This is a genomic window from Bacillus cereus group sp. BfR-BA-01382, assembly GCF_022663475.1.
GTDB classification, from domain to species: Bacteria; Bacillota; Bacilli; order Bacillales; family Bacillaceae_G; genus Bacillus_A; species Bacillus_A thuringiensis_S.
This window is the reverse complement of record NZ_JAKUFQ010000026.1, coordinates 38,645-60,386: the sequence shown is the minus strand read 5'-3', so window position 1 is coordinate 60,386 and position 21,742 is coordinate 38,645. Positions and strand designations below refer to the sequence as shown.

Sequence of the window (21,742 nt, the reverse complement as noted above, 5' to 3'; positions counted from 1 at the left end):
CCTTTTCTTTTCTTCTTCTTTTCTTCGCTTTTCTTCTTCAATTGTTTGCAATTGTTTTTTATAGTCCGCCTCAGATATTAACGACAATTGGAACGCTTTTTGGGCTGGGTTTGCATTTGCTTTTTTCATGATATCCCGGAACATCGTCGTTGTAATTTGACTACCACCTGGAACATAATGCTCGCTATCTGTTTTGTCATATCCTACCCAAACTGCACCTACTAAATCTGGTGTGTATCCTACAAACCACGAGTCCTTTGCCCCTACGCTCGGGCCATTTACAAGTTGAGTAGTCCCTGTCTTCCCTGCTGTATCAACATTAGTAACTTTCGCTTTTCCACCTGTTCCCTTTTCTACAACACCTTTTAATAAATACGTCATCTTTTGAGCAATTTTCTCACTCGTCACTCGTGTCTCTTTCTTATACCATTTCCCTATTATTTCCCCTTCAGCATTTTGAACTTCTCTAATTGCATGAGCCTCTACTTGAACCCCATCATTAGCAAATGTACTATATGCTTGGGCCATTACAAATGGTGATGTCCCTACATGCATCCCACCTAAAGCAATTGGATACGTACGGTCTTCTGGTACTAACGGAATACCAAATCGCTCTAAAGATTTCAATCCTTTATCTAATCCTATTTGTTCTAATAGCCACACAGCGGAAACATTATACGACTTTGCTACCGCTTCATACATTGTCACATTACCATGAAAGGCCTGATCACTATTTTTCGGTTCATATTCTTTAATATGAAATGGTTCATCTTTTAATATATCGTATACTTCATACCCTTGTTCTAAAGCGGGTACATATACAGCTAGAGGCTTTAATGTTGAACCTGGCTGTCTTTTTAATTGCGTAGCATGATTAAATTGTAAAAACTGATATGGTCCTCTACCTCCAACTAAAGCTGGAACACCGCCTGTTTTTGGATTTATAAGGACTACACCCGTTTGCATAAGTTGATCTGAGCCACTATCTTTGAAATAACTATCATTATTCACAACATCTTCTACAGCTTGTTGTTTTTTCGGATCAAGCTCTGTATAAATACGATAACCACCTGCTAAAATTTCATTTTGTGTTAATTCATACTTATCCATCGCTTCTCTAACTATATAGTCTACATATTGGGAGTATTTACCTTTGTATTTATCATCAACCCCACGTTTTAATACAAGGCCTGACTCTTTTTCTTTATTGTATTGCTCTTCAGAAATATATCCTTGTTCCTTCATTAAACTTAATACGACATTACGTCGTTCAATTGATTTATTAAAGTTTTTATAAGGAGAATACGCAGACGGCGCTTTAATTAAACCTGCAATCGTTGCAGCTTCTGAAATTGATAAATCTTTTACCTCTTTATCAAAATAAGATTTAGCTGCCCTCTTTATTCCCCAAGCACCTTCCCCAAAATAAATTTGATTCATATACATTTCAATAATTTCATCTTTTGTATAAGTACGTTCTATTTTTTTGGTTAAAAAGTATTCCTTTATTTTACGAGAAAATGTACGATCTTGTGTCAAAAATACATTCTTTGCAAGCTGTTGTGTAATTGTACTTCCCCCTGCTACAACTTCTCCTGCTGTAATATTTTTAAAAACTGCACTTATAATTCCACTATAATAAATACCATGATGGTTAAAAAAACCCTTATCTTCTACTGCAACAATTGCCTGAACCATAATATCAGGAATATCTTTTCTTTTAACACCTTCTGTTTTCGAAGAAGCTAATTTAGTTGCGACCTCATTATTTGCATCATAAATTAAAGTCGGTTGTGGAACAGCTTGTTTTAATTCAGATATGTCTTGAATGGATATTATTATATTTATAGCAATAAATAGAGTAATGAGTACACTTCCCAATACAATTAATGAATTACGAAGTTTCTTCCTCTTATTGAACCACTCAAGCATTTTTTTAAAATGAGTGTTCTTCAATTTCATTCGTTCACTTCCTTCATTTATTTACACTCTTCTTTTTAAAAGGAAGAATATACCGCCTTTTAAATTTACTATAATAACGTAGTCATTCCTATAGTGTAAAGCTTTTCTTTTACATTCATACTTTTTGCAAGAAAAGGACATTCTACAAGTAAGATATTCACTATTGGATATTAATATTATTAATAGAACAACGAGAGTTATGTTAAGTTTTTGTAAACTTTTCGATAAAATGTTTTAAAAAACGACAGTTTTTTGTTAGAATTGATTAGCCAATATATTTTACATATATTACTTTTGTGGGGGTAACAATAATGGTCTTTAAATCAAAAAAAGATAAATTTTCTGAAATGTTAATGAATGTTTCCGAAAATTTAAAAGAAGGCGCGCAGTTTTTCGTGGAGTATAAAATTAAAAATGCTAGCGATTTAAAAGAGTTTTCTATGCGCATGAAAGAGTATGAGTCAAAAGGTGACTCATTTATTCACGAAATCATTATGGAGCTAAACAAAGCGTTTATTACTCCAATTGAACGTGAGGACATCCTACAACTTGCAATGAGTATGGATGATGTATTAGACGGATTAGATCACAGTGCTGGTCTGTTCGAAATGTATTCTATTACAGAAGCTGATGAATACATGATTAAATTCGTGGAAGCAATTAATCAATGTGCGATTGAGATTGCAAACTCTGTTGAACTACTGTCTAAAAAGAAGTTAGTCGACATTCGTACGAACGCGATTAAGATTAAGGATTACGAATCACAATGCGATGATATTCGTCGTCATGCGATTAAGCACTTATTCTCTCGTGAAAAAGATCCGATTAAGATTATTCAATTTAAAGAGATTTACGAAGAGCTTGAAGAAGTAGCTGATAGCTGTCAAAGCGTTGCAAACGTATTAGAAACAATTATTATGAAGAACGCGTAAGGAGTTTGATCATGGATACACTCTTGATACTGACCGTTTTAGTAGTCATTTGCGCTTTAGCTTTTGACTTTATCAATGGATTTCACGATACAGCAAACGCTATTGCAACGGCTGTTTCAACGAAAGCTCTAAAGCCTAGACATGCAATTATTATGGCAGCTATTATGAACTTTTTAGGTGCAATGACATTTACAGGTGTAGCAAAAACGATTACAAAAGATATCGTTGACCCATTTGCTTTACAAAATGGTTCTCTTGTAATTTTAGCTGCTTTGCTTGCGGCGATAGCATGGAACTTAATTACTTGGTACTACGGTATCCCAAGTAGTTCTTCGCATGCAATTATTGGCTCCATCGCAGGTGCAGCCATTGCTGCTGCTGGTATTAGCTCATTAAACCTTAAAGGATTCATTAAAATTCTTGAAGCTTTAATCATTTCACCAATTATCGCTTTCGTTATTGGTTATATCGTTTACAGTATTTTTAAAGTGGTCTTTAAAAACTTTAACTTAACGAAAACGAATAAAAACTTCCGTATATTCCAGATTTTCACTGCAGCATTACAAGCCTATACACACGGTACGAATGATGCACAAAAAGCAATGGGAATCATTACGATGGCTCTTATGGCTAATAACTATCATACTTCTAGCGATATCCCGTTCTGGGTACAATTATCTTGTGCTATCGCAATGGGACTTGGTACTTCTGTCGGTGGATGGAAAATTATTAAAACTGTCGGTGGACAAATTATGAAAATTCGTCCTGTAAATGGTGTAGCTGCCGATTTATCATCATCACTTGTTATTTTCGGTGCAACATTCATTCACTTACCGGTTAGTACGACGCACGTTATCTCTTCTTCTATTTTAGGGGTTGGTGCTTCTCACCGTGTGAAGGGGGTAAAATGGGGAACTGCAAAACGTATGTTAATTACATGGGTTATTACACTTCCTATTTCAGCTTCTTTAGCTGCTCTGTTTTACTACCTATTACATTTTGTTTTCTAATCAAAAGTCGTCTTCCTTATTTTTCTAGGAAGACGACTTTTTTGTGAACAAGCCTATTTCTCATTAAAAAGCGTGTATAATAATTGGTGGATAAGTTATTTAGAGGAGTTGGCAATTTTGGAATACATCATGTTACTTTTCATCGGACTAATCGCCGGGACAGTCGGCAGCCTAGTTGGGCTTGGAGGCGGAATTATTATTGTTCCGTTATTAATTGGATTACACAGTTTATCACCACAACTTGCAGTAGGGACTTCTATGGTAACAGTCGTTTTCACAGGACTATCTTCTACCCTTACTTACATGAAGCATAAGCGAGTGGATTATAAAAGTGGACTTATTTTATTTATCGGAAGCGGTCCTGGTGGTATTATCGGATCATGGGCAAATAAATTTTTAAACCAAGACACATTTTCTTTATACTTTGGGATTTTCCTTATATTCGTCTCAATTCTACTTATGCTTCGAGACAAATTAAAACCTCTTTCCCTCTCAAATACGTCTGTAATTAAGCGTTCTTTTACAGATAATGATGGAAATGCTGTACACTACCAATTCCCACCGTTTCTTGCTATCTTTATCGCCTTTATAGTTGGGTTTATATCTGGGTTATTTGGAATTGGTGGCGGTGCCTTACTTGTTCCAGCAATGATGCTTCTTTTTGCATTCCCAGCACATATTGCAGTAGCAACTTCAATGTTCATCGTATTTCTATCAGCAATTGTAAGTTCTGCAACTCACATCTCACTTGGAAATGTCAGCTGGATTTATGCATTAATCCTTATTCCTGGTGCATGGATCGGCGGAAAAATCGGGGCTTACATTAATACAAAACTGAGTGGTAACGCCGTAATTAATTTATTACGTATTACGTTAATTATTCTTGGAACTAGATTAATCATTATTTCCCTTTTATAACGTATTCTTTTTAGAATGCGTTTTTCTTATACACATGAATATAAAAATCCTCCGAGGAGAACAAATAAAATTAAACAAGCACTTAATAACATATAATTTGAAATATGTACTTTCTTCAAGTTGACCACTCCTATAACTGCGACTGTTATCTTTATGATAGCGAAAAAATAGTTCACTTGCAGTTACAGAGTGCTAACAATGCAAAATCAATTATTACAAATTTTATCCTTATATTTCATTTCTTTGTATATTCTATCGATTTAATAAAAAAAGATGTCATATTGACATCTTTTTTAGTGAAGAAGTGACCATCCCATAAAGTCTTCATGTACTTGGCACGCCCTCTTATCGTTTCGATCATATAATTCAGCATAACTATCTGTTTCTTCATCATAAGCCATCGTATAAATAATTTGGCCGTCTACTTCAACGGATAAAACGACTCCACCTTTCATCTCTTCTACATGAATGATAGCATTCGCCGGAATTCTCATATCCGTCATTCTTATCGCATCTAACAATATACTAAACCCCCTACAGCGTATTCATTGCTAGTACTATTACACACTAAATAGTATACTACTGTAATAGCATACATTTCGTCAATGAAATTGCTGTTGAAATAGCATATTGTCTATATACATATACGCTAAAATAGAAGAAATAGAAACATATTAATGGGGGGCTAACATTGATTCTACACAAAGGAGATGTACTATTCCGTCAAGGCGAGGACGGTCCTTTATACTTTATAAAAACAGGCTTATTAAAAGTAGTTCGGCTAGAAGAAGACGGAACACCATTTTTATTCAACATTATCGTTCCAGGTGAAACGATACCTCATCATTCTTTAATTTCACCGAAAGAATATCACGGTACAGCTATCGCTTTAATAAAGACAGAAGTGGAACCGATCACTAGTAGTGAATGGTACGAGAGACTTCAAGCAAATCCCGAATCATATGCCAACATCGCTATGCAATTGCAATCTAAATTAAGAATGATGCAACAACGAATTGATCAATTGACAACTGTCTCTCCGAAAGAACGTCTTCATCGTTTACAAGAATGGTTCACATTATATTTAGGTGACATTCCTATATATGAAATATTAACACAAACTGAAATTGGTCAACTGATAGGCATACGCCGTGAAACAGTTAACCGTTTATTACGAGAACAAATAAAAAACGAGGTAAAATAAATACCTCGTTTTTTTGTTTATTCTCATCTGTCTTATTGTAAGCTTGTTGCTGGGCCGAAAAATTCATAATGAATATGCTCTTGTTTCACACCTAAATCAGTTAGTGCAGCATTTATATGCTTCATAAATGCTACTGGACCACAGAAATAAAATTCTGCTTCAGTTGTCTGAATAATAGTTTTTAACCATTCGCTTTCAACGAAACCTTCTTTATCAAAGTTCTTCATTTCTAAATCTTTTTCAGTCGGTGCAGAATAACAAGTATATGCTTTAACTTGTTCATATTCATTTTCTACTGCCTTAACGTGTTCTTTCATTGCATGTGTATTACTATTTATTGCTGCATGAATAAAATATACATTACGTTTTGAATCTTGTTCAATTAACGTATTTAACATACTCATCATCGGTGTAATCCCTACTCCACCACTAATTAGTACAACTGGTAATGTTGAATCCATATTTAACACGAAATCTCCCGCTGGTGCACTTACTGGTAAAACATCTCCTTCTTTTACATGTTCATGTAAGTAATTAGACACTTTACCGTCTGGTGTATCTACACCTTTTTCTTTCTTTACACTAATACGATAATATTCTTTCCCAGGTGCATCGGATAAACTGTATTGACGATTATGTGTATATGTCTCACCTTCAATATTGATTTGAACCGTTACATATTGACCTGGGATGAATGAAGAAACTTTCCCTCCATCTTCAGGTTTCAAATAAAATGACGTAATAACATCGCTTTCCTTCACTTTTTTAACAATCACAAAGTTACGGAAGTCTTTCCATCCACCTTCTTTATGTGCAGCTTCTTCATACATCTCTGCTTCAATGCTAATAAATGCATCAGCAATGACACCATATGCTTCTCCCCATGCATTTAAAACTTCATCAGGTGCACCTGCGACCTCTTTAATGGCACGTAGTAAACATGTACCTACAATCGGATAATGCTCAGCTTTAATACCTAAACTTCTATGCTTATGACCAATTTGTTTTACAACTGGAATAATTGCTTCTAAATTATCAATGTACGTTGCAGCTGCATAAACAGCATTCGCTAACGCTTGTTGTTGTCTTCCCTTTTTCTGATTCGTATGGTTGAAAATATTCAATAACTCCGGATGTTCTGAAAATAAAATTTCATAAAATCTCGTTGTAATTTCAACGCCTTTTTCTTGTAATAATGGTACTGTTGACTTTACGATTTCAATTGTTTTTGCACTTAACATTGTATCCCACTCCTCTATTTCCTTAACTGTTTTTAGTTTAACTGAATCTTATAATGCAGATTGTGATTTTAATCACTATTAACACGTTGTTTTTGTGAATAATATATGAACATTGTACTTACAAAAGAAAATAAGCTAACTAGAATTCTAGCTAGCTTATTATTTTGTTTGTATAGCTTGTTCAATTACTTTTATATCTTTCCCCTCGCCAAACTCTGTATACCCCCAGATATTCGTTTCCCCCCTATATTTATTTACGATAATATCCAAGTCATGATATACACGGTGGGCATACACTACATACTCAATATTTTGAAGTTCCACACCTTTTTTTACAATTTCATAGCTTCTATTTACATCGCGTTTTATTTTTTCATTCTTTATTTCCGTATGTATATTTTTTAAAGATGGTTCTTGTTGTTGAAACCATTGCTTAAATTGATTCCAATCCCCGTCTGTATAATTCTCTGCTTTACCGTAATTTAAGAAATTATTATAGCTTTCATGTGTCATTCGAATAAAATCTAGCACTTTTGTCTCTTCTTGCACATCTTCTACTTGAGCTATTGTATTTACCTCAGCAGGCTTATTCGCATAATGTAACAGCACTTTCATAAGACTATAACTCGCGATGATCATTACGATAATAATCCCGAATACACGTAGCAATTTCTTCATATACAGAACTCCTTCTCTACTAAAGATATTATAATGTATGGCTATACTTGTAACATTCTCTCGTAGAAATATACTTCCTGTATAAATTCTTCCTATCATTTCGACAATATTTTTCTATACATTTCTCGTTGGCAAATGTTCTTGTAAAACAATATATCCTTCATAAGCTGTGTAACCGAGTATAGCCATTAATCCGATATAACAAGCAAATACTGTCCATTTCGTTTTCGCATCCACTTTATAATAGTTTTCTTGTTGTTCTTTTTCTATTTTCCATTTATTTAATTTTCTTTCTGACGCTTCAAATGCTTCCCTTATGTGAATTGTATACTCATCTTTTTCATCTTCATATGGAACATAATCTAACGGTTCGAACTTCGGTAAAAGATACTCTAACACTTCCATTTTTTGAAGTTCACCTATTTGTAACTCTTTTTCCCGTTCTCTTTGTCTTAATGCATTCATCTCATGATGCATCATGTATATAGTCCGATGTACAGCACCCGTTTCTTTTAATTCCTCTTCAATCCTAGCAACATATTCTTTCATCCCATCAATTTTATGCCCTAATTCCTTAATCGGCTCATCTCTCTTTATCACTCTATATAATTCCATACAACCGATAATAACAATAAATCCTCCCAAAATACTTTTAAAGTAAATTGAATAGCCAAGTAATAAAATAAGGCCTGCTCCCCAAATTTTAGTGCTGACAACTGAAATAATTCGCCCACCATCTAGCGGCGAAACGGGAATTAAATTAAAGAAATTAATCATACTTCCAAGCAAAATAACAAGCGCCCAAAATGGTTCTTTCGTCATTATGTAAAGCGGTATCGCGGGTAAATATGACAGAAGCCCGAAAAGCGGACCCATATAGGCAATGTAAGCTTCATCTTTTGCATTTTTCGGCATCTCTTTCATTCCAATAAGAGCCCCCATAAATGGGATAAAGATTGCTGGCGATGTTGGAATTCCTTTTCTTTTCGCAGCCCATAAATGGCCCATTTCATGAACAAACAACAAATAAATGAGCGCCACCCCAAATTTCCAACCATATAGAACTGCGTATGCGCCAAGCGATAGAAACATACTAAATACCGTTGAAAACTTTGCTAATTTAAAAATTGCAAATACCCACTTTAACTTAGACAGTAAAAATAATCCTATGGCAACAATAATTCCCCATAATCCTTTTTTATTATTTTTCATCTCTCTCCTTTAACCCCCTGTAACGAGTCATACAAGCTCATCAAAAATTATTCTCCTCTTTATTATGACATATTTTTTTCTATTGTTAGAAATAATGTTTATTTAATCCATTTTTAGCCAAAAATATAAATAAAGGAGGTATATACGAATGAATTTACAATCTCTCATAATAAGTGTTTTATCATTTTTAGCTTCAACTCTTATTTTTTATACAGTGAGCTATGTATTATTATTAGATTGGTTGCCAAATCACTTACTTATCACTCTTATCATTCTTTCCGCTCTTATGATTTCATTTCTTATTACACGAAAATCAATGAATGAGCCATCTGCAAAAGCAAAATAATAGAGAGGGTGTTCTTCTCCCCTCTCTATTATCATTTCCTAGGAAAGGCTATATAGAATTTACAATTCAGTTACAGCCAATAAGGGCCTTACCCCAAAATTCAGTTGAAACAAAGAAGTTAAGTGAGAGTCAACGCCGAATTGGCAAAGACTATTAATCAATGAGAAATGAGCAGCCTCCGCCGATTAAATTCTCACTTTATCTTTGGAAATTCATTTTTTCACCATACTCTTTAACGATTTGAATTATATTTTGAAACACACCTATTTTTTCTTTTTCACTGTTTAATATTTTTAAATCATACTTTTCGTAATATGTTTCTAATGATTTTAATTGTGATTCTGAAGCGCCTTTTACCTGCACAGTAGCATGCAATTCATATTGCTTATACCCTTCCTTTACTTTTTCACCTAAAATCATTTCACTCTCTTTTGCTCCAATTAATTTTTGAACTTTTTCTGGGAAAGTGAGTTGCAAATAATATTCTTGTTCCTTCACTAACTTGTTGTATAGTGATTGTGAAATCGTATACCGTACCATATAATTCACGTTTTGATCGCCTGCTTTAATATGAAACGCGGTAATCTGCAAATCTTTTTTTGTTACCTCCGTTAAAGGACCTACCTGCATCTCTTCTTCTTTTTGTTCTGAAACATTTGGAAATATAGCCAAAAGCTTTTCCGTATCTTTTTCATTCAACATATACATAACTTTCTTATATTGCACCCATCCTCGTCTATCTTCTCCCCTTAACCATGCATAATAAGTTTCTTTTTTCCCCTCTCTACTAATTTGTATTTCATATTCAGGTCCACCGAAGCTTCCGGTTATTTCTTGTTTCTCAGCTTTATCCAAAATGTCTATTACTAACTTCGCTTCTGATTCCTGCAACTTTTTCTCTTTATGTTTTTTTTGTATAACGGTTACCCCTATTGTTTCTTTCACTTCATTCACCGTCTCTTCTACTTTTTTTGTTTCTTGTTTTTGCTCAGCTTGACCACAAGCTGCTAGTAACATAACAAATAACAACAATACATATTTCCCTTTCAAATTAATCCTCCTTTTACGATAAGAAATTCTTATAATCTTCATACATAAAACAAAAACGTGACATCCTATTAAATAAGTTATACTAATCATTGAAAGGAGGTCTTTATCATGTCCATTAATTTTCATGATGCAAATAATAAATACACATACGCAACAAGAAACGCTCATATTTCTTGGGCTGAAATGGTAAAAAACATTACAGACATACAAAACAAGCAAATAATTGATATTGGCTGCGGTGGCGGGATTTATACGAAAGAACTCGCTCTTATGGGAGCCAAAAATGTTGTGGGACTTGATTTTTCAAAAGAAATATTACAAGCTGCAAAAGAAAATTGCAACAATTCCCCAAATATTTCTTTCATCCACGGTGATGCACATAATATCCCATACCCTAACGAAACATTCGACATAGTTATTTCGCGCGCAGTTATTCATCATTTACAAGACATTCCTACATTTTTATGTGAAGCTTCTCGTATATTAAATAAAAACGGTGTACTTATTTTACAAGATCGAACGATTGAAGATTGTACAGTTCCAGGAAGTCCCGAACACATTCGTGGATATTTTTTCTCTATATTTCCAAAACTCATTGAAATAGAGTCAAAAAGACGTCCAAAAACCAACACGATACAGAAAGAATTACAAAAACATTCTCTTCACGTGCTTCCCACACAAACACAATGGGAAGTACGAAAAATACATGATTCTGTAGAAGCATTGCTACAAGATTTATCTCCTCGAACAGGTCGATCCATTCTATATGAGTTAACAGATGATGAACTTTCTCAACTTCTACAACATATACAGACCACATTACAAAACGTCTCTCCTATTATTGAAAGAGATCGATGGACAATTTGGAGCGCCATGAAGTTGTAAGGAAGGAAGCCTCACAAAATAATGTGAGGCTTCCTTTCTTTCATAATCTAATTTTGCAACACTCTTGATATCCTCCACTTCTGGCCTGTGCACTTCCACACTTCGGACATACTAAATATCTAGACTGATTTGTCAACAAACTACCTTTTTGAAAGAGTAAAACTTCTGCTTGTTTAAACGAACGCGAATAATATAACCACATAAAACCAATTATAGCAATAATGCCAAATAATACTCCCATCGCAAGCATTTCAGTCACCTCTTTTGGTTTGTTCTTTCCAGCAAGTGGATTGTTGTAATATTCTCTGTAAATTCAAATAATCCCTTCTTTACTCCTATAAATATCAACTTTCTCTATAAATTTTACAATTCTCCACAAATTTTTACTCCCATTTTACAATTCATTATTCCTTTTGCAACAACGAATATTACTTTCGATATTTCCGTATATAAATATATCTTTCAAAAAACATATTGACTTTCTAAAAAAAACATGCAACAATACTGTCAGAATACTTGAATAAAAATTCATTGACGAGAACGAGTACGTTATAGAACTGTTCCCCAGAGAGTTGGCGATTTGCTGAAAGCCAACGTTCAGTGCGTAACCGAAAATCATCTCCGAGAAGTAGAACCGAATGTTACAGTAAGTTCTTACCGGCCGTCCCCCGTTACAAGGAACACGTATCATGTTGTACGTTGCAAAGCCGTATACATATAGATTTATTTCTACATGTGTAAATTAGGGTGGTATCGCGGGTAAATATAACTCGTCCCTTTCTTTAGGGACGAGTTTTTTGTGTTCTTACAAATGAATTTAAAAAAGGAGGAAAAACAATGAACACTGTATCAAAAAAACATATTTTTTTCACGGGTCTTATGCTATTTTCTTTATTTTTTGGGGCAGGTAATTTAATTTTCCCTCCCATGCTTGGCCAAAACGCAGGTGAAAACTTTTGGCCCGCAATGATTGGATTTTTACTAACAGGAGTTGGCTTACCACTACTTACTGTTATCGCAATTTCTCTATCAGGAAATGGAATGCAGCAACTTGCAAGTCATGTTCATCCATTATTCGGAATTTTCTTTACGGTAGTTGTATACATTGCCATCGGTCCATCCATGGGCATCCCACGTGTTGCAAATGTTGCTTATGAAATGGGTGTTAGTTCTTTCTTACCAGAAACAATCCGCTCTAGCAGCCTAGTGCTATTTGTATATACAATCATATTCTTTACTATCGTATTTTGGCTGAGTTTAAATCCATCTAAACTTGTCGATCGTATTGGAAATATATTAACACCTATTTTATTACTCTCAATTTTCTTATTGTTTGTTAAAAGTGTCTTTACACCACTTGGACAATCAGGACCAGCTATGCAAGAGTATCAAACTTCTCCAATCTTCAAAGGCTTTATGGAAGGGTACTTAACAATGGACACCATTTCAGCACTTGCATTTGGAATTATCGTTGTAAATGCAATTCGCTCTAAAGGTGTGAATGATCGTAAGTCCATTGCCATCGCCACAGCAAAAGCAGGGCTTATTGCCGCTACAGGACTCGTACTTGTATATGGTGCACTCGGCTGGCTTGGGACAACTAGTGTCTCTCTCGGATATGCAAAAAATGGTGGACAGCTACTTACTGTTATCGTACAACAATTATTCGGCCCATACGGTTTGCTCCTATTATCTCTTATCGTTACACTCGCTTGTTTAACGACATGCGTTGGACTCGTATCTGCGTGCAGCCAATATTTTTCAACATTATTGACTACATTTTCATACAAAACGTTCGCGAGTATCATTTGCGCATTAGGATTATTAGTTGCCAACTTAGGTTTAACAAAAATTATCGCAATCTCTGTTCCAATTCTACTTGTTGTATATCCAATTGCGATTGTACTCGTACTACTATCGTTACTTCATAAATACTTCGGTGGATATCGCTCTGTTTATGTAGGTGCTTTAATCGGAGCAGCAGTTGTGAGCGTATTTGATGGATTAAAACAAGGCGGTATTCCAGTCTCGTTTATCACGTCCAACTTTGAATTTATTCCTTTATATAATGAAGGAATAGGCTGGCTATTACCAGCATTAGCCGGAGCACTTATCGGATTTACTATCGCTAAACTAAACGGTGCTAAAAAAGTTCCCTTAATAACCGACGCAAAAGCATCCTAAAAAAACTCCCGAAAGGGAGTTTTTTTACATTTGATAAGCAGTATGATTAAAACTACTTATTTTATACGCTTTCGTATAATATTCAATATTCGTATCAACTGTTTCTACCTTAACAACATCATAGCAGTCTTCTTGCTTTACTAAAAATAAATAGTATTCCTCTGTTGCCTCAATAATCGCAATTTTATCTGTTTCAACATTATATTGTTCACAAAGCGCTTGTAATGCGTTCACATAATCCCCTAATTTTTTAGACTTATCCATTCCGAATATAGTTTGAACTAACATATACATTCTCCCCTTTGTATGTACTGTTAACAACTTAATGATAACGCTTACATTTATTAGCGTCAATAAAAAGATTTGATGCAAACTAATAATCAATGGGGATAGTCCCCCACTGATTAAAGTTGCACTTTATCATTTCGTTAATTGATGTCTAAATGCATAAATAACCGCCTGTGTCCGGTCACTTACATTTAGTTTATTTAATATATTACTCACATGTGTCTTTACTGTTTTGAGGGCAATAAACAATTCATCTGCAATCTCTTGATTACTTTTCCCCTCTGCAATTAATAACAAAATTTCAGACTCTCTTTCTGTTAACTCCTCATGCAAAGGTTGCTCTTTCTTTTGACGCATACGGGACATCATTTTCCCGGTAACTTTCGGCTCTAATACCGTTTCTCCATCATAAGTAGCTCGTACAGCGTCCGCTATATCACTTGCTCTTGATGTTTTTAATAAATAACTAGTCGCCCCAGCCTCAATAACAGGATACAATTTTTCGTCATCTAAAAAGCTTGTTACAACTACAATTTTTGCTTCTGGCCATTCTTGAATAATAGCACGTGTTGCTTCGACACCATCCATCTCATCCATAACAAGGTCCATTAAAATAATATCCGGTCTTAATTGCAGTGCTAATTCTGATCCTTTTTTTCCATTTTCAGCTTCCCCGACCACTTCAATATCTGGTTGTGTAGATAAATATGCCGATACACCCATACGAACCATTTCATGATCATCGACAAGCAATACTTTTATCATACTTCTCCCCCTCTCTCAAGCATAATCGGTACTTTCACTTCTATTTGTGTACCTTTGGCCGGGAAACTCAGTACCTTGAGTGTCCCACCAATTTCATGAACACGCTCTTGCATCGATCTTAAGCCATAGGAACCGGCTTTATTAACGCCTACTTCAAACCCAACACCGTCATCAATGATTTTTAAAATCGCATATTGATCAATTTTTCGAAGGCGCACTTCTGTTTTCTTTGCCTTCGCGTGTCGCAACGTATTTGATAGCGCTTCTTGCACAATACGGAATAAATGATCTTCTACACCTTTTTTTAATTCTATTGGCTCAATAAGCCATTCAATTTTCATATGTTGTTTTCGCGATAATTCCGTTAATAATTCCTCTATACCTTCTGTCAGTTTCTTACCTTCCAATTGTACAGGACGTAAATGAAGGAGCAATGCTCTCATTTCTGATTGAGCATTTACAACCATATTTTCAACAAGTTGTAATTGTTTTTTTGTCACATCTGGAAATTCAGTTATTTGTTCATTAATCGCTGACATCATCATCGACATTGCGAAAAGCTGCTGACTTACTGAATCATGCAACTCCCTTGCTAAGCGATGCCTTTCTTGAGAAATCGCTTCTTGTCTCATCTCTTCATTCCAATGAGCTCGTTCATTCGTTACTTTTTGAAAGAGTCCAGCTTGCTCCTCTAATCGACGAGCCAGAACGATTACTTTTCGCTCCACTTCATGAAATTCATCATCCGCAGTAAACGAAACATCACTCGGAAAATTCCCTCGCTCTACTTCAAATAGAAAAGTATTTAATCCTTGTATACGCTGCTCTATATAGTAACCGATTGCATATCCTACAATTCCCCCGATAAGTAAACTTGTAGTCATAATAAACAAGCCAATTGGAACAGAAGCGATGGATTCCTTCCATAATAAATCATACACTTGTTGCTCGCTTTTCCAAACATATACAATTGTACAAATGAGTGCGATACTAACAGAGGACAACATAGAATAACGAATATACATCCACGAAATATTTTTTTGTTTCTTCATTATACTTTCCTCACTTCCGTGTCGCCTACGACAAGCGAAGAAATAATTTTAATACGACGAGGAGCCTCTTTATACTGCTCTGTTCTAAATGTAACATTGCGGTTAAACCCTGTCTCTTCATGACCTGGCAAGAGCACACGGCCGACAATAACAGAGTGATTTAAAGAAAGTTCAATATCATATGGCACATATAAACGAATATTACCAACGACACCTCGAATAACAATTACTGTTTCTCCTTCTGGAATCATAGCAGTTGTTAAATCTATTTCCACATCACAAGCACCATATTGAACATTAATATCCTCAAGTTCATAAATATGATCCATCATTCGTACATTGCCTACAAACATATTTTTCAAATATGGTTCTGTACGATATATTTGCTTCTCTTCGTCTATAATCCCTTTTTCTTTAATTTCAACCTTCATTGCTTTTTGCTGATGTCCTTGTTGAATCAATTGATAACCAATTAAAGCTAAACAAGCAAATACGACAAGAACAAATGCTGCTGATGAAAATAAGAAAAATAAAAATACGATACCACCAACAAATAAAAATACATTCCCCCGTACATAACGATTCTTTTTACGATAATGCCTTCCAAACATAAGCATAATAAATGCAAAAATGAGACCACCTGGTTCAAAATGTCCAAGTATCATATCAAGAAAAAGACCGAACCCAAATATGATGAGGAGCATCCCCATTAATTGTGTCTTTGAAAAATGTTTCTTCACTTCAGCTCCCCCCTTCTTGTCACATATACATAGAAGAAAAGGCATTGCTTTCCAACACCTTTTCTCCTATCACTATATCATAAGCCTGTTTTATAATATACTACTATTATTTTGTTAACTCTTTCGTTAACGATACATCATTCTTTTCTTTCATTTCACGCTCAAGTTTTGCAATTTTCATATCAAATGTGTCACGCTCATGCCCTTCATTCATACGAGTTTCTAAGTCACGAATGTGATCTTCAATTTCTTCAAATCGTAAGAACGGATTATTTTCATCCATTTTATGCATCGCAGTATTCATCCGACGATTTGCATGTGCCATATTTTCACGTGCCATTAGTTCCATACGCTTTGCGTGCATTTCTTTTAATTTATTTTTCATTTCAGAAAGACGACGCTCTAACTCATCAATTTGCTCTACAACACCTGCATACATTTCTTCTAATCGAGTTACTTGCCCTTCATAATAAGCTACCTCTTCTAACGCACGTTCGTGCAATTGTAATTCGCCTGCTTCTTGAGCAACGATAGCTTGCTTTGATCTTTTATTAACGAAATAACGTGCTTGCTCAAGCTCACGAGCGAAGTTAGATTTTAATGTTTTATGACGCTCAATTAACTTCTCAATTTTTGTTATTTCACGCTCACTATCACGTAAATATTGGTTTAACATCGCAATTGGATTTTTTCTTTCCTTCTCATCTAACACGTTATGAAAATCAGCTAAAATTGCATCGCGTACACGTCCGAATAAAGATTGTTTCATTATAAATCTTCCTCTCTTCTACTTTAATTATAATTTGATTTATTGTTTTAGTTTTTCATTAATTTGTTCCACTCATCTTCAAAGTTGCTATATGGTTTAGAACTTTCTGGAGCAGATTCAACAACTACATCTTTTTCTTTTTTCCACTCACGGTATCCGTAGTATAAAACCACTAAAGCAGCGATACCGATTAATGCTGGTGAATGAGAAAGTGCAATGGATAAACCGATTAAACCAACAATACCCCAAGCTAACTTTCCAAAAAATGATTTAGCTCGCACAAATGATTTATAGCTCCAATATACAACTCCTGCCCCGATTGCGAATCCTACAATACCAGCAAGACTACCAAGAGCAATTAAAGCCAAAATACCGGCTGCGATAAACGCTAGAAATTGTTTCATCTTGTGCTTGCCTCCCTTCGATTTGATACTCTTATCTTAACTATTTTTTCATCTTTCCATAACGAGCTTAAGAACCGTTTTTAACTCAGACTTAAGACCGAGTCATATTCAGCCCTTTACGCAAAAAAACGTGCAGAGTCTATTCTCTGCACGTTTTTTAATTACTAACGTTCATATTAGATTAAGCTGTTTTATGATACTTTTTTTTCTCAGCTACTTTCGAAAACCTTGGAAACCCAATTAAAATAGAAACAATCCCACATACTCCAACTAAAATTGGATAAAATGCATATGGTAACAATTCAACCGGAGATAACGCTGCAAATCCTGCTGCCGTTAACATTTGGGCACCGTACGGGATCAACCCTTGCACACAACATGAGAAAAGATCTAATACACTCGCTGATTTACGAGGATCTATTTCATATTGATCCGCAATATTTTTTGCAAGCGGGCCTGTAAAAATAATCGAAATCGTATTATTTGCTGTACACATATTCGTCATACTCACTAAACCAGCAATACCAAATTCCGCTCCTTTTTTCGAACGAATATTACGTGTTAATACATTCATTAAATATTGAATACCACCATTATATTGGATTAATTCAACCATACCGCCAATTAATATAGCAAGTAATACTAACTCCATCATACCGCCCATTCCAGTCGTTACACTTTTAAAGAAACTTTCTAACGTGTAACTTCCATCTATAAGACCGATAACACCAGATAGTACAGTTCCACCAGTTAATACGATAAGTACATTCCAGCCAAGTAGAGCTGTAATAAGTACTCCTGCGTACGGTAAAATCTTTATCCAATCAAAGCTATGCGCTTTAACCTGGGTATCACTTCCTGAAGTAACTATTACTAATAGTACAATTGTAATAATAGCCGCTGGTAATACAATTAAAAAGTTCGTTTTAAACTTATCTTTCATTTCTGTTCCTTGTGAACGAACAGCTGCGATTGTTGTATCTGAAATAAATGATAAATTATCACCAAACATCGCTCCGCCAACAACAGTAGCCATCGTAAGCGCAATTGAGATATCAGTTTGACCACTAATACCTACAGCAATTGGTGCTAACGCTGCAATTGTTCCCATTGAAGTCCCCATAGCTAATGAAATAAATGCACCAATAACAAAGATTCCAGCTACGATAAATCCTGGCGGTAAAATAGTTAACGCTAAATTAACAGTTGAATCTACCCCGCCCATTCCTTTAGCAGTTTCAGAAAATGCACCAGCAAGCACAAAAATTAATACCATAATCATAATATCTGGATTTCCTGCACCTTTAGCGAACCGCTCTACTTTCACATTAAAACTTTCTTTACGATTCATCACTAAAGCAACTCCTACAGCAATTGAAATCGCTACAAGTATCGGCAATTTATAGAAATCACCTGTAATAATTCCAGAACCAATAAATAGCGCCAAAAATATCCCAAGTGGTAATAAAGCTAAACCATTTCCTCTCGTTTCTTTCAAAGTACCATCTCTCCCTAGTTTCAACCTTTTTCTAATGAATAACAAAAGACCTCTTCCGATGAGAAGAGGTCTTATACATCTATAAGAAACACTCTTCTCATCTTTCAAGCACACGCTTGCTGGATTTGGCACAGCACTCTGAAATCGAGTCCGCTGCCGAGGCATCGTAGGGCCAGTCCCTCCGCCTCTCTTTATAAGAAGGTTTCATATTTATTTTTTAATAATAATTTCTTCCCTAACTTTACTCGCTTACAAAACAAAAGTCAATTATTTTTTGTATAGATTTTTTTGGTAATTATACAAAAATTTGAATACAACAATCATTTTAACTTTTCGATTTCTTCTTCCAATATTGAAATCCAATAAAATTCACTATTTTTTATTGCTGCTAATATCCATTTCGTAGTGTACCAAGCTAACTCATACTCTTCCTTCGTGACATCGCCACTTTTATAAGCATCCTCTAGCTCTTCTTCATCTAATATATACACCTTACCGCTGGGTAATAATACTACATCTAAATATAAATCATCAAAATACGGTAAACCACGATCGTCTATTTCATATTCTTTCGTCACATCAATATAATATTGCACTAAATTGTGCCTATCATCTAACATAGCTGTAATCGCAAAGTTCTTTCCATTAATGAAATATTGAACCCACGTATACCCATCACTTGCAATACAAATTTCTTTACCATCATATTCTTTACAACTAGGCTCTCTCACTTTTTTTATATCCAGTATTCCGAGCATTCCCTCTTCCACTTGCTTAACCGTATAACTCTTTTCTATTAGTCTCTTCCACGAAGCACCGTCACCATATTTACGTTTCATTATGTCTGCTCCTCTTCTATATACAGAAAAGCTCCCACATATTATGTGAGAGCTTGTTCATATTATAATTAAGCAGCTTGACCCTTTTCAGAAATCTCTTTTAAATAAGCTTGTCCTTTTTCAGCGTCATATTGACCTTCCCACTTAGACATAACTACAGCTGCTAAAGAGTTTCCTACAACGTTAACTGCTGTACGAGCCATATCTAAAATACGGTCAATACCAGCAATGAACGCTAAACCTTCAGGTGGAATACCTACTGTACCAAGTGTCGCTAATAATACAACGAATGATACGCCCGGTACACCTGCGATACCTTTTGAGGTAACCATTAATACAAGTAATAATGTAATTTGTTGTGTAATAGATAAATCAATACCGTACATTTGCGCCAAGAAAATCGCCGCAATTGCTTGATATAAAGTTGATCCATCTAAGTTAAATGAATAACCTGTCGGAATAACGAAAGATGTAATTGCTTTCGGACAACCGAATTTCTCCATTTTCTCCATGATTTTCGGTAAAACTGTTTCTGAGCTTGCTGTAGAATACGCTAAGATCAGCTCGTCTTTTAAAATCTTAAAGAATTGGAAAATGTTAATTCCAAATATTTTCGCTGTAAGTCCTAAGACAACTACGACGAAGAAGATCATTGCTCCATATACGACAATTAGTAATTTCCCTAATGGAATTAATGAAGCAAGACCAAATGTAGAAACTGTAACACCAATTAGTGCAAACACACCAAATGGTGCAAATTTCATAACTTGGTTTGTTACATAAAACATTGCGTCAGCTACACCTTGGAAAAATTGAAGAACTGGTCTTCCTCTTTCACCAATTGCTGCTACACCTAAACCAAATAGTACAGAGAAGAATATAATAGCAAGCATATCTCCGTCAGCTAATGACTTCATAATGTTCGTTGGAACAATATTTACAAATGTATCTGCAAATGAATGACTTTGTACTTGCTCTGTTGTATGTGTATATTTTGAAATATCTGTCTTTGTTAACTGCTCCATATTCACGCCTTTTCCTGGTTGGAAAATATTCGCTATTAATAGACCAACAATAATTGCAATTGTTGTAATAATTTCAAAGTAAATAATTGTTTTTCCGCCTAGTCGACCTAGTTTTTTAACATCGCCAACACCAGCAACCCCAACAACAATACTTGCTACAACAATCGGTACAACGATCATTTTAATTAATCGGATGAAAATATCACCAATTGGTTGTAAATAACTCACTACAGCCGGATTGCCAAAGAAAATCGCCCCAACTGCAATACCAAGTGCAAGTCCTATTAATATTTGCCATGCAAGTCCTATTCTTTTCATATTTGTTGTAACCCCCTCTTCGATGTGTCACTCTATCTCTCATTCTATCTCTATAAAACTAAGAAATTAAGAGTATTACATATTATTCGACAATTCACTACATTTTGTCCCTGTTAAAAATCATAAATCAAAATTTAAAATCTGACAACAAAATAACTTTGCTCGAACACAAATAATTTTCTTGACAAAAAATAAACTCATGTCAGAAAACCTCACATGAGAACGATTCCTTACTAGTATTTCATTGGCTTTCTAAGTAATATTTCACCCCATAAAAACTCTTACTTCCCTCCTGCATTTTACAAATAAATCAAAAATTTACCTTTGTTACACATATAAATAAAATGTAAGTACTATGACAATTAAAGTTGAAAAATGATAAATTCCGACAAAACTTAGCAATTTTATAAAGTTTTCTTTAC

Annotated in this window: 23 protein-coding genes, 1 riboswitch and 1 other annotated feature; of the genes, 7 read left to right on the top strand and 16 right to left on the bottom strand. The window is 34.8% G+C overall.

Going from position 1 to position 21,742, the window contains the following annotated elements; genetic code table 11:
- A partial coding sequence (locus tag MR160_RS13270) for a transglycosylase domain-containing protein (RefSeq protein ID WP_242297448.1) occupies positions 1 to 1,962 on the bottom strand: 1,962 nt, incomplete at its 3' end.
- 311 nt (positions 1,963 to 2,273) lie between these two features.
- Between MR160_RS13270 and MR160_RS13265 the strand changes: the two genes are divergently transcribed.
- The 3 genes from MR160_RS13265 (at position 2,274) to MR160_RS13255 (ending at position 4,822) form a co-directional block, all read left to right on the top strand.
- Positions 2,274 to 2,894 carry a DUF47 domain-containing protein gene (locus MR160_RS13265; protein WP_000231445.1) on the top strand — a complete coding sequence of 207 codons (621 nt, stop codon included), beginning with the start codon at positions 2,274 to 2,276 and terminating at the stop codon, positions 2,892 to 2,894.
- Between the two features lie 11 nt (positions 2,895 to 2,905).
- Positions 2,906 to 3,904 carry an inorganic phosphate transporter gene (locus MR160_RS13260; RefSeq protein ID WP_000380276.1) on the top strand — a complete coding sequence of 333 codons (999 nt, stop codon included), beginning with the start codon at positions 2,906 to 2,908 and terminating at the stop codon, positions 3,902 to 3,904.
- A 117-nt stretch (positions 3,905 to 4,021) separates the two neighbouring features.
- Positions 4,022 to 4,822 (top strand): sulfite exporter TauE/SafE family protein, encoded by an 801-nt coding sequence (locus tag MR160_RS13255; RefSeq protein ID WP_000455760.1) that lies wholly within the window; start codon positions 4,022 to 4,024, stop codon positions 4,820 to 4,822.
- 293 nt (positions 4,823 to 5,115) lie between these two features.
- On the opposite strand, the gene MR160_RS13250 is transcribed toward MR160_RS13255, so the two are convergent.
- On the bottom strand, positions 5,116 to 5,343 hold the full coding sequence (locus tag MR160_RS13250) for a hypothetical protein (RefSeq protein WP_000882911.1): 228 nt from the start codon (positions 5,341 to 5,343) through the stop codon (positions 5,116 to 5,118).
- A 170-nt stretch (positions 5,344 to 5,513) separates the two neighbouring features.
- Between MR160_RS13250 and MR160_RS13245 the strand changes: the two genes are divergently transcribed.
- A complete protein-coding gene (locus MR160_RS13245; protein WP_000600585.1) occupies positions 5,514 to 6,026 on the top strand; it encodes a Crp/Fnr family transcriptional regulator in 513 nt (170 codons plus the stop codon).
- A 32-nt stretch (positions 6,027 to 6,058) separates the two neighbouring features.
- Here MR160_RS13245 and hmpA read toward each other — a convergent pair whose 3' ends face one another.
- The 3 genes from hmpA to MR160_RS13230 all read right to left on the bottom strand — a co-directional run bounded on the left by hmpA (position 6,059) and on the right by MR160_RS13230 (position 9,157).
- Positions 6,059 to 7,267 carry an NO-inducible flavohemoprotein gene (gene hmpA, locus MR160_RS13240; RefSeq protein ID WP_000947319.1) on the bottom strand — a complete coding sequence of 403 codons (1,209 nt, stop codon included), beginning with the start codon at positions 7,265 to 7,267 and terminating at the stop codon, positions 6,059 to 6,061.
- A gap of 159 nt (positions 7,268 to 7,426) precedes the next feature.
- Complete coding sequence (locus MR160_RS13235; protein WP_000735433.1) at positions 7,427 to 7,945, bottom strand: hypothetical protein; 519 nt, start codon at positions 7,943 to 7,945, stop codon at positions 7,427 to 7,429.
- A 114-nt stretch (positions 7,946 to 8,059) separates the two neighbouring features.
- Positions 8,060 to 9,157 carry a site-2 protease family protein gene (locus MR160_RS13230; RefSeq protein WP_000794496.1) on the bottom strand — a complete coding sequence of 366 codons (1,098 nt, stop codon included), beginning with the start codon at positions 9,155 to 9,157 and terminating at the stop codon, positions 8,060 to 8,062.
- Between the two features lie 148 nt (positions 9,158 to 9,305).
- Between MR160_RS13230 and MR160_RS13225 the strand changes: the two genes are divergently transcribed.
- A complete protein-coding gene (locus MR160_RS13225; protein WP_001053359.1) occupies positions 9,306 to 9,503 on the top strand; it encodes a hypothetical protein in 198 nt (65 codons plus the stop codon).
- Positions 9,504 to 9,701: 198 nt separating this feature from the next.
- On the opposite strand, the gene MR160_RS13220 is transcribed toward MR160_RS13225, so the two are convergent.
- Positions 9,702 to 10,553, bottom strand: coding sequence for a YhfM domain-containing protein (locus MR160_RS13220; RefSeq protein ID WP_242297445.1), 852 nt, complete (start codon positions 10,551 to 10,553; stop codon positions 9,702 to 9,704).
- Positions 10,554 to 10,661: 108 nt separating this feature from the next.
- Between MR160_RS13220 and MR160_RS13215 the strand changes: the two genes are divergently transcribed.
- Positions 10,662 to 11,438 (top strand): class I SAM-dependent methyltransferase, encoded by a 777-nt coding sequence (locus tag MR160_RS13215; protein WP_098832696.1) that lies wholly within the window; start codon positions 10,662 to 10,664, stop codon positions 11,436 to 11,438.
- A gap of 40 nt (positions 11,439 to 11,478) precedes the next feature.
- On the opposite strand, the gene MR160_RS13210 is transcribed toward MR160_RS13215, so the two are convergent.
- Positions 11,479 to 11,688: a hypothetical protein gene (locus MR160_RS13210; RefSeq protein ID WP_000880630.1), complete on the bottom strand. Its 210-nt coding sequence runs from the start codon at positions 11,686 to 11,688 to the stop codon at positions 11,479 to 11,481.
- A 272-nt stretch (positions 11,689 to 11,960) separates the two neighbouring features.
- Positions 11,961 to 12,219: a binding site (T-box leader), on the top strand.
- Between the two features lie 56 nt (positions 12,220 to 12,275).
- Between MR160_RS13210 and brnQ3 the strand changes: the two genes are divergently transcribed.
- On the top strand, positions 12,276 to 13,622 hold the full coding sequence (brnQ3, locus tag MR160_RS13205) for a branched-chain amino acid transport system II carrier protein BrnQ3 (RefSeq protein ID WP_001099170.1): 1,347 nt from the start codon (positions 12,276 to 12,278) through the stop codon (positions 13,620 to 13,622).
- A 24-nt stretch (positions 13,623 to 13,646) separates the two neighbouring features.
- On the opposite strand, the gene MR160_RS13200 is transcribed toward brnQ3, so the two are convergent.
- From MR160_RS13200 to gltP, 9 genes are all read right to left on the bottom strand, one after another.
- On the bottom strand, positions 13,647 to 13,985 hold the full coding sequence (locus MR160_RS13200) for a DUF3922 domain-containing protein (protein ID WP_118961699.1): 339 nt from the start codon (positions 13,983 to 13,985) through the stop codon (positions 13,647 to 13,649).
- 57 nt (positions 13,986 to 14,042) lie between these two features.
- The gene (locus MR160_RS13195; RefSeq protein ID WP_000598702.1) at positions 14,043 to 14,675 is read right to left on the bottom strand and encodes a response regulator; all 633 of its coding nucleotides are present in this window, start codon (positions 14,673 to 14,675) and stop codon (positions 14,043 to 14,045) included.
- On the bottom strand, positions 14,672 to 15,727 hold the full coding sequence (locus MR160_RS13190; protein WP_000744327.1) for a sensor histidine kinase: 1,056 nt from the start codon (positions 15,725 to 15,727) through the stop codon (positions 14,672 to 14,674). Before MR160_RS13190 ends, MR160_RS13195 begins: the two co-directional genes overlap by 4 nt.
- Entirely contained in the window at positions 15,727 to 16,467 is a 741-nt protein-coding gene (gene liaF, locus MR160_RS13185) for a cell wall-active antibiotics response protein LiaF (RefSeq protein WP_000716094.1), read from the bottom strand. Before liaF ends, MR160_RS13190 begins: the two co-directional genes overlap by 1 nt.
- 106 nt (positions 16,468 to 16,573) lie before the next feature.
- On the bottom strand, positions 16,574 to 17,236 hold the full coding sequence (locus MR160_RS13180; protein ID WP_000814131.1) for a PspA/IM30 family protein: 663 nt from the start codon (positions 17,234 to 17,236) through the stop codon (positions 16,574 to 16,576).
- Between the two features lie 47 nt (positions 17,237 to 17,283).
- Entirely contained in the window at positions 17,284 to 17,640 is a 357-nt protein-coding gene (locus MR160_RS13175) for a lmo0954 family membrane protein (RefSeq protein WP_000808640.1), read from the bottom strand.
- A gap of 181 nt (positions 17,641 to 17,821) precedes the next feature.
- On the bottom strand, positions 17,822 to 19,138 hold the full coding sequence (locus MR160_RS13170; protein WP_000665498.1) for a Na+/H+ antiporter NhaC family protein: 1,317 nt from the start codon (positions 19,136 to 19,138) through the stop codon (positions 17,822 to 17,824).
- 94 nt (positions 19,139 to 19,232) lie between these two features.
- A riboswitch (SAM riboswitch) is annotated at positions 19,233 to 19,338 on the bottom strand.
- Positions 19,339 to 19,458: 120 nt separating this feature from the next.
- Positions 19,459 to 19,977: a ribonuclease FAU-1 family protein gene (locus tag MR160_RS13165; protein ID WP_000824630.1), complete on the bottom strand. Its 519-nt coding sequence runs from the start codon at positions 19,975 to 19,977 to the stop codon at positions 19,459 to 19,461.
- Positions 19,978 to 20,045: 68 nt separating this feature from the next.
- Positions 20,046 to 21,320, bottom strand: coding sequence for a glutamate/aspartate:proton symporter GltP (gene gltP, locus MR160_RS13160; RefSeq protein WP_000821134.1), 1,275 nt, complete (start codon positions 21,318 to 21,320; stop codon positions 20,046 to 20,048).
- Between the last annotated feature and the right edge of the window lie 422 nt (positions 21,321 to 21,742).

Coding starts and splice junctions, on each gene's coding strand:
- MR160_RS13265 (WP_000231445.1), top strand. CDS start 2,274: ATGGTCTTTAAATCAAAAAAAGATAAATTTTCTGAAATGTTAATGAAT.
- MR160_RS13260 (WP_000380276.1), top strand. CDS start 2,906: ATGGATACACTCTTGATACTGACCGTTTTAGTAGTCATTTGCGCTTTA.
- hmpA (WP_000947319.1), bottom strand. CDS start 7,267: ATGTTAAGTGCAAAAACAATTGAAATCGTAAAGTCAACAGTACCATTA.
- MR160_RS13235 (WP_000735433.1), bottom strand. CDS start 7,945: ATGAAGAAATTGCTACGTGTATTCGGGATTATTATCGTAATGATCATC.
- MR160_RS13230 (WP_000794496.1), bottom strand. CDS start 9,157: ATGAAAAATAATAAAAAAGGATTATGGGGAATTATTGTTGCCATAGGA.
- MR160_RS13225 (WP_001053359.1), top strand. CDS start 9,306: ATGAATTTACAATCTCTCATAATAAGTGTTTTATCATTTTTAGCTTCA.
- MR160_RS13215 (WP_098832696.1), top strand. CDS start 10,662: ATGTCCATTAATTTTCATGATGCAAATAATAAATACACATACGCAACA.
- MR160_RS13210 (WP_000880630.1), bottom strand. CDS start 11,688: ATGCTTGCGATGGGAGTATTATTTGGCATTATTGCTATAATTGGTTTT.
- brnQ3 (WP_001099170.1), top strand. CDS start 12,276: ATGAACACTGTATCAAAAAAACATATTTTTTTCACGGGTCTTATGCTA.
- MR160_RS13195 (WP_000598702.1), bottom strand. CDS start 14,675: ATGATAAAAGTATTGCTTGTCGATGATCATGAAATGGTTCGTATGGGT.
- MR160_RS13190 (WP_000744327.1), bottom strand. CDS start 15,727: ATGAAGAAACAAAAAAATATTTCGTGGATGTATATTCGTTATTCTATG.
- MR160_RS13180 (WP_000814131.1), bottom strand. CDS start 17,236: ATGAAACAATCTTTATTCGGACGTGTACGCGATGCAATTTTAGCTGAT.
- MR160_RS13175 (WP_000808640.1), bottom strand. CDS start 17,640: ATGAAACAATTTCTAGCGTTTATCGCAGCCGGTATTTTGGCTTTAATT.
- MR160_RS13165 (WP_000824630.1), bottom strand. CDS start 19,977: ATGAAACGTAAATATGGTGACGGTGCTTCGTGGAAGAGACTAATAGAA.
- gltP (WP_000821134.1), bottom strand. CDS start 21,320: ATGAAAAGAATAGGACTTGCATGGCAAATATTAATAGGACTTGCACTT.